The 13,977-nt window shown below is 52.9% G+C and carries 9 protein-coding genes; 2 read left to right on the forward strand and 7 right to left on the reverse strand.

Features of this window, described 5'->3' with window-relative positions:
• Positions 1-184: 184 nt before the first annotated feature.
• On the reverse strand, positions 185-1,735 hold the full coding sequence (locus ACFSUC_RS01785; RefSeq protein ID WP_379927701.1) for a NarK family nitrate/nitrite MFS transporter: 1,551 nt from the start codon (positions 1,733-1,735) through the stop codon (positions 185-187).
• A 336-nt stretch (positions 1,736-2,071) separates the two neighbouring features.
• Here ACFSUC_RS01785 and ACFSUC_RS01790 point away from each other — a divergent pair, with 336 nt between their 5' ends.
• Positions 2,072-2,830, forward strand: coding sequence for a molybdenum cofactor guanylyltransferase (locus tag ACFSUC_RS01790; protein ID WP_379927703.1), 759 nt, complete (start codon positions 2,072-2,074; stop codon positions 2,828-2,830).
• Positions 2,802-4,097 carry a molybdopterin molybdotransferase MoeA gene (locus ACFSUC_RS01795; RefSeq protein WP_379927705.1) on the forward strand — a complete coding sequence of 432 codons (1,296 nt, stop codon included), beginning with the start codon at positions 2,802-2,804 and terminating at the stop codon, positions 4,095-4,097. Before ACFSUC_RS01790 ends, ACFSUC_RS01795 begins: the two co-directional genes overlap by 29 nt.
• A 59-nt stretch (positions 4,098-4,156) precedes the next feature.
• Here the strand turns inward: ACFSUC_RS01795 and nasC are convergent, their stop codons facing one another.
• From nasC to nirB (ACFSUC_RS01825), 6 genes are all read right to left on the reverse strand, one after another.
• A complete protein-coding gene (gene nasC, locus ACFSUC_RS01800) occupies positions 4,157-6,346 on the reverse strand; it encodes an assimilatory nitrate reductase catalytic subunit NasC (protein WP_379927707.1) in 2,190 nt (729 codons plus the stop codon).
• Positions 6,347-6,364: 18 nt separating this feature from the next.
• Positions 6,365-8,914 (reverse strand): nitrite reductase large subunit NirB, encoded by a 2,550-nt coding sequence (nirB, locus tag ACFSUC_RS01805; protein WP_379927709.1) that lies wholly within the window; start codon positions 8,912-8,914, stop codon positions 6,365-6,367.
• A 119-nt stretch (positions 8,915-9,033) separates the two neighbouring features.
• Positions 9,034-9,765, reverse strand: coding sequence for a uroporphyrinogen-III C-methyltransferase (gene cobA, locus ACFSUC_RS01810; RefSeq protein ID WP_379927960.1), 732 nt, complete (start codon positions 9,763-9,765; stop codon positions 9,034-9,036).
• Between the two features lie 342 nt (positions 9,766-10,107).
• A complete protein-coding gene (locus ACFSUC_RS01815; RefSeq protein WP_379927711.1) occupies positions 10,108-10,965 on the reverse strand; it encodes a uroporphyrinogen-III synthase in 858 nt (285 codons plus the stop codon).
• A 111-nt stretch (positions 10,966-11,076) separates the two neighbouring features.
• Positions 11,077-11,412, reverse strand: a complete 336-nt coding sequence (nirD, locus tag ACFSUC_RS01820; protein ID WP_379927713.1) for a nitrite reductase small subunit NirD — start codon at positions 11,410-11,412, stop codon at positions 11,077-11,079.
• A complete protein-coding gene (nirB, locus tag ACFSUC_RS01825; protein ID WP_379927715.1) occupies positions 11,409-13,853 on the reverse strand; it encodes a nitrite reductase large subunit NirB in 2,445 nt (814 codons plus the stop codon). The genes nirD and nirB (ACFSUC_RS01825) overlap by 4 nt, the downstream gene beginning before the upstream one ends.
• Between the last annotated feature and the right edge of the window lie 124 nt (positions 13,854-13,977).

The following is a 13,977-nucleotide window of genomic DNA, read 5'->3' on the forward strand; positions in this document are numbered from 1 at the left end:
ATCAGATTTTTGTTTGACAGGAACCAATGATACGCCCGGAAAATTCATTTGTCAATAGGTAAGCGAGCAGGACCGATTCAGACCGCAAAAAAAGCCCGGGAAACCTCCTTCGTTTCCCCGGCTCTTTGGCTCCTTAGCTCTTTAGCTCTTTAGCTCTTTAGCTCTTTCCTTGTGATTACAATGCTTATTTGAATTTGAGCGGCGCTTGAACAACCGATGCCTTTGCACTTGTGCTCACGGGAGAGGCCGCCGGCTGAATCACTGGTTCCGTCTCCATCATTTCGCGATCCACCGAAGACATCTCATATTCGTCAGCAAAACTGTTCTTCGGCTCCTCAATCATCAGCCAGCAGCACAGCAGACTGATCAGCGCCCCTGCCGAGAGGATCATGAAAAACTGGTTAGGCGATACGAAGGTCAGAATGGTCAAGTACGTCACAGCACCCACATTCCCGTAGGCACCTGTCATTCCGGCGATCTGTCCGGTAATTCGTTTCTTGATATTCGGAATCATCGCAAAGGTGGCCCCTTCCGCTCCCTGTACGAACATCGAAGTCAGAATCGTCAAGCCGATGGCCAGCACGAGCGGGAAGGCAGAGCCAATGAAACTCATCGCGAAAAATCCGGCCGTGATCCCCAACATGTACACCAGCATCACATTTTTTCTGCTGTTCAACCGATCGGACAGAAAGCCACCCAGCGGTCTGGCAAACAAATTGACAAAGGCGAATGAGGAGGCGATCAGACCTGCTTTCTCCGGCCCCATCGCATACGTTTGCTGAAAGAACATTGGCAGCATGGAGACGACGGCTAGTTCCGCCCCGAAGTTCGCAAAATAGGTGGTATTCAGGGCGGCTACATTTTTGAATTTGTAGCGATCATCCTCCGGAACGCCTTTCTTCAATATCGGTACATTCACCTGCAAGATGCGAATCAGCTGATACAGGAAAACCAGACCGAGCAAGACATACAGCGCTGTGATCCACGTCCCGGACAAAAACGACTTGTTATCCAGCTTCCATACGAGCAGCCCCAGCACACCGACGAGCGGGAAGGTCCAGGCGATCAATTGAAGCATATCCCCCCAGGTACTGACCTCCATGGCTGCCGATTTGCGCGGGCGGGCGTACACCTTTCCCTCTGGCGTATCCTTCACGACTGCATAATAGATAAATCCGTAAACCAGACATATCAAGCCGGTCAGGGCGACACTCAACCGCCAGCCCATGTCTCCGCCAATGAGCGAGAGCGCAATCCAGGGCAAGGTCATAGCCGCGAAGGCCGAACCGAAATTCCCCCATCCTGCATAGAACCCCTCCGCAAATCCGACCTGCTTGGGTGGAAACCACTCCGACACCATGCGAATGCCCACCACAAACCCCGCACCAATACAACTCATGAATAGCCGGGAAATGGCAAGCTGTGCGACATCATTTCCAAAGGCAAACACAAAAGTCGGGATGGACATCGTAACGAGCAAAGCCGAAAAGACAATCCTCGGTCCAAAGCGATCCAGCAAACTTCCGATCACGACACGTGCCGGCACAGTAAGGGCCACGTTAATGATCCCGAAAATGGCGAGCGTTTCTTTCGTCAGCCAGCCCGTGCTCTCGATCATCGTCGTCGCAAGTGGAGCCATGTTAAACCAGGTAACAAAGGTAATAAAAAAGGCAATTGTCGTAAAATGCAAGACCTTTACTCTCTCATCACGAAATCGAAACAAATCCTTCAGCATGCCATCTCCTCCTAGAATTCCTCAGAATACGAACCGATTCAATCAAAAAAAGCCAGCTCTGCTCGGAATTCGAGCAAAGCTGGCCCCATCGCCAAACGTCCCACGCCTTTGTGGAACAATTACGTCAATTTACTTAACATTAGTTTATGAAAAATGTCTCCATACGTCAAGTAAAAAACAGATTTCATCATCAAAACGGATGAATACTTTCAAAAAAACTGTTAAAAGCAGATGAATTCCAATTGTTTATTCAAATATCTTCTTTTCGTTGTACTTATGTGTTATATTTATTTACATATTATGATATGTAGGTTCTGCTTGGAAGGAGGCGATCTGTTGAGTGAATTCGCTGCGACGGTCATTTTGACAGCAGGCGGCCAAAGCCGTCGGATGGGAACATGCAAGGCCTTTCTTCCCTTTCAAGGCGTTCCCTTGATCGAGCATCAGCTCCAGACGTGTTTGTCTGTAGCCACTCAGGTTGTGATTGTGGCGTCCTCACGCCATTTTGCGGCTGTCCAGGACATCATCGGGCGGCAAGAACCCATTCATCATTCCTGTTCTCACGTTCCTGCTGTATCGGCCGTAACGGATCATCCCTCCTTTTCGGGAGAAGGACCGCTCGCCGGACTGTTTACCGGACTTTTTCACATTCACTACCGGACGAACCAAATCCCGTTTCCTGGTGTGTTTTTTCTCGGTTGTGATCTGCCTTTCATCGACACCGATTTTCTCCATCATTTCCATAACTACGTCAGACAAGATCAAGCAGATGGAGGCGAATATGATGCCTATATCCCGTTTTGGAACGGACAGCCTCAGCCGCTCTCATCCTGGCTTACCCTTTCCTCATCTACCCTGTTGCCCTACTTGCAGCGCGGCATCCGCAGCTGGAAAAACCTCATCCCGCTGCTGCGTGTCCATTGCATAGCGGAAAAGGTGTGGCGAACTTGGAGTCGATGGCCGCAACCCTTCCTGAACCTGAATACGCCTCGAGATTATGCAAACGCCCTCCGAATGAATCAGATGCAGCGTGACAGGCCGCCAGAAAGTGAAAGGAGAATCCATCATGCTTCACCGCAAAATGATGACCGTTGAACAAGCCCGGCAGCTGATCCTGCGGCACAGCCAGGTCGGTCCATCCAAACGGGTACAGTCAGAAGCATCCCTTGATCATGTCATCGCCAGAGACTGTACGGCCCCTTCCCCCATTCCGGGATTTGACCGTTCCCCATATGACGGCTATGCTGTTCGCGCAGCCGATACCACGCAAGCGAGCCGTTCTGCACCTGTGCAATTGCAGGAAGTTGAAACATGGCCCGCAGGCTACTGGTCTGACCATTCATTGCAGGCGCAGACATGCATCCGAATCATGACAGGGGCTCCAATTCCGGACGGCGCAGATGCGGTAGTCCCGCTCGAACAGGTTCAGCATGACCCGCAACTACAGACTATCCAGGTGTTTCGTCCCCTTTCCCCCGGTGATAACGTGTCCAGAAAAGGGGAAGACATTGCCGTCGAGCAAACGGTGCTCCGAGCCGGACACGTGATCGGTGCCGGAGAGATCGCGGTGCTGGCGGCTTTGGGTCTGTCACATGTGGACATTATCCAGCCGCCGATCATCGGCATTGTTGCGACCGGAACAGAACTGATCGACCCTTATGCAGATAAAGCCCTGCGTGCACCATTGCCCTATGGAAGCTTGTATGACAGCAATTCAATCATGCTGCAAGCACGAATCGCACGCTGGGGAGCGCAGAGCATTCGCTTCCCCATCCTTTCCGATCAGGAACCGGATATCTACGAAAAATTAACTCATTGCTTGCAGCAGTGCGACATCCTTGTGACGACAGGCGGCGCCTCTGTCGGTGATTTCGATCGCATTCCCGCCTGGCTTCAGAGCATAAAGGCGCAGGTGCTGTTCAACAAAGTCAACATGCGGCCAGGCAGCGTCACAACCGCGGCCCTGACCCGGGATCGACAGTGGGTATTCGGCTTGTCAGGCAATCCATCTGCCTGTTACGTAGGCTTTGAGCTGTTTGTCCGTCCACTTATCCAGGCATGGCTGACCCAGCCGACAGCTCCCGCAACCGTTCAAGCTGTATTGCTGCACGATATCGCCAAATCCTCTCCCGTCCACCGCTATGTAAGGGCCCGACTACGCTATTGCGCCGTGCGAAACAACTGGGTCGTGCAAACGAGCGGTCTGGACAAATCCGGGGCCTTGTCCTCTCTTCTCAACTGCAATGCCCTGCTGCATCTCCCGCCTCGTCCATTACATCAGCCCCCGCTTTCAGCAGGTAGTTTCGTCGAGGTGATCCTGACCGAACCAGGCTCTTATGTGTCTCCTTCTGCTTCGACCTGATCCGGTTCGATCAGATGGTGCTTCCGACCTGCCAGAACGGCTTCGCCACCTGACGCCGTTCACAAGCCGGAGGTGAGCCCGCCATGTTGTTCGGACTGAATGAAATCCCCCGCTAATAGAGCGGACACCTGAACCGCACAGGCTTTAAACCCCGGCATTTTACAGGTCGGGTCCAGCTCAGGCAAGGTCAACCGATTTACATTCTGATATCCGCCCCAGTGCATCGGTACAAAAACCGTATCCTTGCGGATAGAATCTGAAAAACGGGCGCGCAGCACACAGTCTCCCCGGCGCGAGGACAGCTTTACCCATCCCCCGTCTGTCAGGCCATATTCACGACCTGTTGACGGGTGTACTTCCATATATGCATCCAGTTCCCTTGCTTTCAGCGCATAGCTGCCTCTCGTCTGCACACCGGTCAAGTAGTGAGTCAGCACCCGACCTGTCGTCAAGTAGAGCGGATAGTCGGAACATGGTTCTTCCGGAAGTCTGGGATGAGCGACCGCCAATAGCTCTGCCCTTCCCCCATCTCTTGCAAAACGTTCTGCAAACAGTCTTCGTTCGCCTGGATGACTAGGGTCCGGGCAAGGCCAATATACGCCCTCCTCCTTTCTCAAGCGCGCATACGTAATCCCGGCATAGTCAGCCAGCCCACCTTGACTGGCCACACGCAGCTCTTCAAAAATCTGCTCGGCACTGGCATAGTCAAAATAGGACTCGGCCCCCAGCACCCTCCCCAACTCCGTCAGAATTCGCCAGTCCTGCTTCGATTCCCCTTGCAAAGGCGTCGCCGCCTCTCGAAGGAGCACCCGGCCTTCCAGATTCGTCATCGTTCCTTCGTTCTCCAGGAAAGGAGCAGAAGGAAGAACCAGATCCGCGAGCTCCGCCGTTTCCGACAAGCAAAAATCTGCTACCACCAGAAAATCCAGCTTGCGCAGCGCTCTCTCGACAAGCCGGGCGTTGGGATTGGAAACGACCGGATTGGAGCCCATGACAAACAGGCTTCGAATCTCCCCTTCCTGTATGCGCAGCATCATTTCATAGGCGGAAACTCCCTTTCGCGGCAGCAGGTCTGCATCGATCCCCCATACCTTTGCAATCGTGGCCCGATCCGATTCATGCTCGATTGAACGGTAGCCAGGAAGCTGATCCGCCTTTTGCCCGTGCTCTCTTCCTCCCTGACCGTTACCCTGTCCAGTGACCGCCCCGTATCCACAACCCATTCTGCCGATCTTGCCTGTCAGCAGCAGCACATTCAGGAAATTGCGTACCGTCTCATAGCCATGGACCTGCTGTTCCACCCCTCTAGCTGTAAAGATCATGCCGGTTCTCGCCCGGGCAAATCGCTCTGAAGCCAGTTTGATCTGCTGCAGCGGCACGTCTGTCAAACGCTCGACCTCCTGCAAATCCACCCCTTCAAGAAAATCCTTCAACGCTGTAAAGCCTTCTGTTCGTTTCGCAACAAAGGAAGCATCCACCCATTGCTGATCGACCATCCACTTCAGCCATCCATTCAGGAGAATGGCATCCGATCCCGGCCTGATCTTGAGATGCAGGTCGGCCAGGTCGGCCGTCTTCGTTACGCGGGGGTCGATCACAATGATGTAGGCCCCTTTCGCTTTCGCTCGCTGAAAATAGGAGAGCAGAGTAGGCTGGCACTCGGCTATATTCGTGCCCGCCAGCACGATGCAAGACGCAAACGGAATGTCCGACAGCGGATTGGTCAGCCCCCGATCCATACCAAAGGCCCGCTGAGCTGCAGAAGCGGCAGCAGACATGCAAAAGCGTCCATTGTAATCAATATACCGGGTGCGAAGTGCAAGGCGAGCAAACTTTCCTAGCAAATAGGCAGATTCATTAGTTAATGAGCCTCCTCCATAGACACCAATCGCATCCCTTCCATCCGTCTGCTGCAACTCGTTCCAACGCGACCGGATGATCGTCAGCGCCTCTGACCAGGTGATGGGCTTGAAACCGGCTTCCGTCTTCAACAAAGGCTGCTTCACACGCTGCTCATGCCAAGCGTGCTGGTGGGCATACATCCCCTTGATGCAAAGCCTGCCTTCCGAAGCCTGGTTCATTCGCCCGGTTGCTTCATACGCATCCTGAACCGGCCAGGAAACAGGCAGCACCTCCTCCCTTTCAGTCCGTTTTTTTTCAATCTGCAGCTTGCACTGTACGCTGCAAAACGGACACTGCGAATGCAGATTGGCATTTGTGTCCATCCGTACTTCGGGATTCCTGTCCATACGCATGCTCCCTTCTTTTTAACCAGACAGCCATGCTGCGGGTGACTGACCGTGTTCTGGACTGTTCTCGCAATCTTGCCTGGAACGAACCTCGGAATCATAATCCAGACGATTTTCAGCTGTACGTTGAACGCCAAACTCAGCAACCTCCGCTGCAAACGTCCGATGCTGCTCATGGTTCGAACACAGTGAATCAAAAGACGAAATCCACGCGGGCTGCAACAGCTTCTCCTTCAGATCAACCCACCCCACACGATTTCCCCAGTCCCATATCTGCTCCATGTAATATGCCGTGAAACGATAATATTGCACGATCGCCCGAAGGAGAGGCAACAACTCGTTTTTGTTCAACCCTGCAGCCACCCTGATCCGCACCGCCTCTCCCGCAGCTCCCAATGAGACATTCGAATCCGCAGGAGACCACTCCCCTTCCGTTTTCTGAATACATACTTCCCATCCGAGCGGAGATTCCCTCACCATCAGCTGCGCGCTCCGCTCCGTCAGCTGGTCTTCGATGGCGGTCGTTCCACTCATCATGAACATCAAAGGCGCGGGTGTATGAAGGAATGCGAGGCTTCGCTGGAACTCGGCAGCCATGCTCACCGCTTCTCCCGTCGATACCTGCCACCTCATTGTCCCCGTCCATCCGGCTGACGCAGCATGACCTGATTTCGCAGCAACACGAACCGGGTATCCTGTCGAACTCGTGAGCGGTTGGCCCATTCCCGCAATCGCCGCCAGTACGGCATCTGCATCCGCCTCCTGAATCCCTGCCAGTTCAAGATCCCCGGATCGCAAAGTTCTCACGAGGGGCACTTTGCACTCATCCACGACGTGAAGCAATCGATTCAGCAAGCCAGCCGAAACCACGCCACCGGGCAGCGGAAGAATGACTCGAATCGTACCGTCCTGTTCTCGCAAACAGACATCCCCTGCAATTCGTCCCTCCTTTAACGACTGATAATAGTCGAAGGTTTTCCTGCACATGTCGCATCCTTCCGGGTCACGCCACTCCTTCCGGACGCTCATTTGCGAGAATGTTATCTTTTCACTTTGATAGATGATCTCCTTAACCTCTGCGTGACTGAGGGTTGTACATGCACAGATCGCTTCTTGCCTGTTTTCCTCTGCTGGCGCTTGATCGTCTGACAGCACCTGGGTGAGAATCGCTTCGACCAATGGCTGACAGCCTCCACACGAGGCAGATGCCTTCGTACACTGCTTCACCTGTTTCAGCGAGTGACAGCCTTCTGACTGAATGGCGGTGACAATCCTGCCCTTCGTAACGGCATTGCATGCGCATACGGTCTCTGTGACAGCCATGTTCGCTGCCCGCTCTGAGATCCCGCCGCCAGAGGCCCGGGCTGCCGTCTCGACTTCCTGCCATTCTTCCACTGTACTTTCCTGCCGAATCGCATCCAGCAGGAGATTGGAGCGTGTCGTATCGCCTACCATCACACCGCCCGCTATTCTGCCATTGTGCGTCGTAATCCGGCTGTACACCCTGGTAACCGGATTGTGATACCGAATGGACAGACTGTCTTCTCCTCCCCTGAAATCCCCTGCTGAGAACACATCGACTCCCGATACCTTCAACTGCGTATAGAGGATAGAACCCTCGTAAGGCAGCGTATCCAGCTGACATATTGATCGCGCCAGCACCTCGCCCTGTTCATAAAGCGGAGCCACCAGCCCATAGGCAATGCCACGATGCTGCGCACATTCCCCCACCGCATACACACGAGGTACGGAGGTTCGCATATAGTCATCAACGACGATGCCCTGATCAACTTGCAACCCCGCTTGGCGTGCAATATTTACATTTGGCCTGATCCCTACCGCCATGACAATCAGATCGGCTTCTTCCTCGGTCCCATCTGTAAAGCGCAAGCCCGTAACCTTGCGCGTGCCCGTAATTTCCATGGAGCGCTTGTTCAACAGAAACGTCATGCCTTGCTCTTCCAGTTCAGAGCGCAGCATGGTGGATGCCGTCTCATCCAGCTGTCTCTCCATCAATTGATGATGAATATGCACCACGCTCACAGCCATACCCAGATTCAACAATCCTCTTGCCGCCTCCAGGCCGAGCAGTCCGCCTCCGATCACAATCGCCTTGCGGCAAGTACGGGCAAACTGCACGAGCCGCTCACAGTCTGCAATCGTACGAAAAGCCGTCACCCCAACCTTGTCAGCACCGGGGATTGGAAGTATGAACGGAGAAGAACCGGTCGCCACAATCAAATGATCATATCGGACCTGCCTTCCCGTTACGGTCATCACTCTGCTGTGATGCGTGTCGATCTCCTTCACCCGTTCATTCGCATACAGTGTAATGCCATGCTGCTCATACCAGTCCCAGGGATGAAGCGTAATATCCTCCAGCCTGGTGTCCCCCTGCAACACCTTTGATAACAATATGCGATTATAATTCGGATGGGGCTCGTTGCCCAGCATTACGATATGAAACCGATCCGATGACAGTTCGAGAATGTTTTCCACACATTTCACACCTGCCATGCCATTTCCAATGACAACCAATTGCTCTTTCTGTTCCATCTCTGCGTTCATCTCATCTCACCCTTTGTCATGCTATCCTTGCCTGCCGTCTTTTCTTTTCCTGTTATCTCTGCTTCCCTGTTATCCCTGCCTTCCCAGTCCTCAATCTTCCTGTCATCTCTTCCTTTCCGTCATTTGTACCACAGCATCTCCTGTCGCAGTCGAACCACCTCACCCACAACGATGACCACCGGATTTTGCAAAGGTTGCGCAGCCAGACGATCCATAATCGTCCCCAAATCCCCCTCGACAACGCGCTGCTCCACCGTCGTCCCCTGTTGAATGAGGGCGATCGGAGTAGATGGCGGTTTGTAGGCCATCAGTTGCTGATGAATCCAGTCAAACCGTCTCATCCCCATTAAAATGACGAGTGTATCAGACTGACAGCTGGCTTCCCAGTCGATCTGCAAGGCATTCTCCTCGCAATGGTGGCCGGGAATGACCGTAAACGAAGCCGCCTTGTGTCGGTGTGTAATCGGGATTCCCGCATAAGCAGGAACGGCCGAAAAAGAACTGATACCAGGTACCACTTCAAATGGAATGCCGACTTGCTGCAAATAGACAGCCTCCTCCCCTCCTCTTCCAAATATGAAGGGGTCCCCGCCCTTCAGCCTGGTAACCAGCTTGCCCTGCATGGCTTTCTCGACGAGAAGTGCTTGAATTTCTTCCTGTTTCTTGTGATGACAGCCAGGCTCCTTGCCCACAAAAATCTTCTCCGTATTGGCAGGCGCGAGCTTGAGCAGATGCTCGGAAACCAGTCGGTCATAAATGAGCACATCTGCCAGTTGAATCGTCTCCATACCGCGAACCGTAATCAGTTTTGGATCACCAGGTCCGGCACCTGTCAGATACACTTTCCCCACTCCTGCCATCATCGCGATCCCCCCTTTACCTGTCCGTTGCCTGTGCACGTATCCCTGATTTGCGTTCCGGTTCGGGTGTATCTTCTCCTTTTTCCTCCATTCCAGACTATCTGTATATGCTGCCAGATCTATTACCTGTACTTTTTTATATCTGCTCTTCTTTTCTATATCTCTGCTCTATCTATATATCCCGCAACTTCTTTTTATCCTGCACGCTTTCCATTCACCACTTACCACTCACTACTTGCTATATTGCCCGCCCTCTCTTCTATTCCACCGCTCTCTTCTTCCCGTCACTTTCTTCATTTCCCTTACTTTGGGTTTCATTCAGAAAGCAAATGGCTAAATGACAGATGGCGGCAGAGATGATGAAGCGGACAGTGAAGTTCGCGGCTGAACCGACAGGCTTTTGGCCAGAGACACCAGCATCGCGCCCATTCGTTCATGCTGCGGAAAGATACAGCGTTCAATCTGATGACGAAAAATGGCCTCAGCGGTCAACTTGCCAACGGCTGCGGCGACCACTTCCTGATGAAAAGCCTCCATCACCGCCTGCTTGCAGCCAAGCCGTTCCGCACTCTGCATCAGATTATGGACTTGGGGAGCGCTGGTAAAGGCAACAGCAGCTATTTTTCGCTCTGCAATCTCCATGACAAGCTGCTGGACAACCTCGGGGTCTGGCGGAGTATAACGGTAAGGAAAAAATTCTACAACGCGAGCTCCCTCTTCCAGCAACCATTCGATCAACTGCTCTGCACGATCCCCATAAAGTTGAATGGCAACCGTGGCCCCTCTGAAATCCACACCCTCCAGTGCCTTCATCAGACTGAAGGTCGTCCCTTCCGTATCCTTCAAGAAATGGTGAATACCATACTGTTGCAGCACGTTCCAGGTCTTGTAGCCTCTGGCCGCCAGTCTGCATGCCTCCAGCTTTCTTCTCCAGAGCCACCAAGATTGTTCGCGTGTGATGGCCGATAACATCGCTTCGGTTCCGACCCCAGTCGTAAACAAAAACCAGTCCAGGGACATTTCTTGCAGCTCATCCATTTGCTTCTGCATGATTTCAGGCTGCAAGAGCAGAGAACCCTGACAGGAGCGGTGAACCGCCTTTCCCCCATGCCGCTCTACAAGCTTTGCCATTTCCGGAAAACGCCGCTGGCCTGCTATCGCAATGATCTTCTCCTTTTCTGTACTTCCCACGACCGATCACCTTCTTCCTCGTGTCCTGACATGTCTGTATGTTGGCTGTTTAATCGCCAGTCTTGCCTGCCTATTTCTTCGCCAGCTTTGTTCACCAGCTTCCTTCGTCCACTACGAGGCTTCCCGGGTAACAGGCTGGATGAAAACGACGACCTCTCCGCTACCTTCATCCACTTCCACCGGGTACGTTCTGACACACCCTTTATCTGGCGCGAGGGCCTGACCGTGTGCAAGATCTATGCGCCAATCATGCAACGGACAATAGACAACCTGCCCGCATACCATTCCCTCTGACAACTTCCCATGCTTGTGCGGACAACGGTTTTCAATAGCAAACAAACTGCCATCGCTACACTTGAATACCGCAATCTCCTCTCCTTCTGCCCGCACGATGACAGCTCTGCGTTCCTGCAACTGCTCCAGTTTGCCTACGATGACCTTTATCATCTTATCCCCTCCTCGGTTTTGGCAACGGAATGGACCTGTGGCATAAAGGTCTGTGCCTTTTCCTTGCTTTCGATCATTTCCTTCCAGGGATCTACTGTGTGACTTAACGTATGCTCAATTCGTTCCACAAGGACGGTCCTCGTCGCCTGATCCGACAATACCTCGCGAATCGCATCCAGTCCTACACGTTCGATCCAGTGGGCGGTCCGCTCACCGTAACGAGCCTGTTCCCGGTAATATTGCAAAAAGGCGCCACACCATTCCATGACTTCCTCTCCACTTTTCACCTTGGTCAGCAGTTCAGACACCCTGACCTTGACCCCGCCATTACCAGCAACATATATCTCCCATCCTCCATCTATCGCCACGATCCCGAAATCCTTGATTGTCGCTTCCGCACAATTGCGTGGGCAGCCGGAAACGGCCATCTTCACTTTTGCCGGTGTATACAGACGCTCATACTTCTTTTCCAATTCAATGCCCATCTGAATCGCATCCTGCGTCCCGAAACGGCAAAAGGTGGAGCCGACACAGGTTTTGACGGTCCGGAGCGCCTTCCCATAGGCATAACCGGATGGCATGTCGAGATCACTCCACATCGCCGGCAAATTTTCTTTTTGTACGCCGAGCAGATCAATGCGCTGCCCGCCCGTAATTTTGACCATGGGAACCGCATATTTCTCTGCAATTTCGGCAATCCGTTTCAATTCGCTCGGCGAAGTGACCCCACCGTATATGCGCGGGACTACCGAATACGTCCCGTCCTTTTGAATGTTGGCATGGTTCCGTTCATTTACAAAACGTGACTCACCCTCATCCTGATAAATCCCTGGCCAGATCATGCCCAGATAGTAATTGAGCGCCGGCCTGCACTTGGAACATCCCTCAGGCTCCTTCCACCCCATCACATGCATGACTTCCCGGGTGGACATCAGCTCCATGGCGCGTATGGCATCCACGATTTCTTCTCTCGTATGCACGGTACATCCACATATACCTTCCGGCACTGTCTCCATCTGATCCTGCCCGAGTGCCATGGCCATCAACTGCTCCACCAGGGGTTGGCAGCCTCCACAGGAAGCCGAGGCTTTGGTGCATGACTTGATATCGCCAACCGACTTGCAACCTTCCTCCTGTACCGCTTGCAAGATCCGGCCTTTGCTAACGCCATTACAGCCACAGACGATCTCATCCAGTTCCATCATCGCCACTTGATCCTGCATATCGCCTGCATTCCCGGAATTTACGCTCTCTCCAAACAATATCTCCCGTTCACGCCCGGCTACCTCTTCCCGTTTGCGAATCAAGCTGAACAAGCGGGTACTGTCGGATGTATCGCCATAAAGCACGGCGCCCACCACTTTCCCGTTCTCGAAGACGACTTTTTTGTAAATGCCGGCCATATCGTCCTGTATGCGCAGAGACTTCGAATCCGGTTGATCGGCAAATCGTCCAGCGGAAAAGACATGAATTCCGGACACTTTCAATTTGGTCGAAACGACCGATCCCTCATAAGGCTTCGTATCGACCCCTGCCAACCGTTTCGCCAACACTTCTCCCTGTTCATATAACGGCGCTACCAGACCATACGTGGCCCCGCGATGTTCGGCACACTCTCCAAGCGCATACATATGTGGTTGACTCGTCTGCAGCCAGTCATTGACTACAATGCCTCGGTTTACCTCGATCCCCGCGCTTATCGCCAGCCCTGTATTGGGCCTGATACCGACGGCCATCACGACCAGATCGGTCGAAATACGCGAGCCGTCCACAAACTCAAGTCCCTCTACACGATCCGTTCCGATCATGCGCTTGGTTTGCTTTTGCAGCAGGAAGTCCATCCCTTGCTCTTCAAGTTCCTTTTGCAGCAGCTTGGCAGCCGGTTCATCCAGCTGTCTCTCCATCAAATAATGATGCAAGTGAACGACCTGAACTTCCATACCGAGCTGCAGCAGACCTCTCGCTGCCTCCAGCCCCAGCAATCCTCCCCCGATGACGGTCGCTTTCTTGTACTGCTTGGCAGCTGCGACCATCGCCTCGCAATCGGAAATATCCCGAAAGGTCAGAACTCCTTCCAGTTCTACTCCAGGGAGTGGAAGGATGAATGGATCTGAACCGGTTGCCATAATCAGTTTGTCAAAGTCTTTCCTCGAACCGTCCTGGAGTTCCAATTGTTTCTCAAGTGGATGTACGGCCACGACTTCTGTACTCGTATGCAGCCTGATTTCATTCGAGTCATACCAATTCCGATCCTGAATGACAATATCCTTCAGTTCGGCTTCACCAGCCAGCACCGACGACAACATGATACGGTTGTAGTTCGGATGAGGCTCTTTGCCATACACCGTGATTTCATATTTGTGTGGTGCCAGCTTGACCAGATGCTCCAGACATCTCATACCAGCCATCCCATTTCCGATGAGTACCAATTGTTCTCTCATGCCCACACCTCAATCCAAGATCTCTAATTTTCTTGTCAACCAAACAGAAAAAGCCCATCCTCGTAATCAGGATAGGCTTCATTGCCTGCAGATCGAACGTACGCCTTTGTACGGATCGATGAAA

This window comes from Marinicrinis sediminis, from assembly GCF_042685085.1.
GTDB lineage: Bacteria > Bacillota > Bacilli > Paenibacillales > KCTC-33676 > Marinicrinis > Marinicrinis sediminis.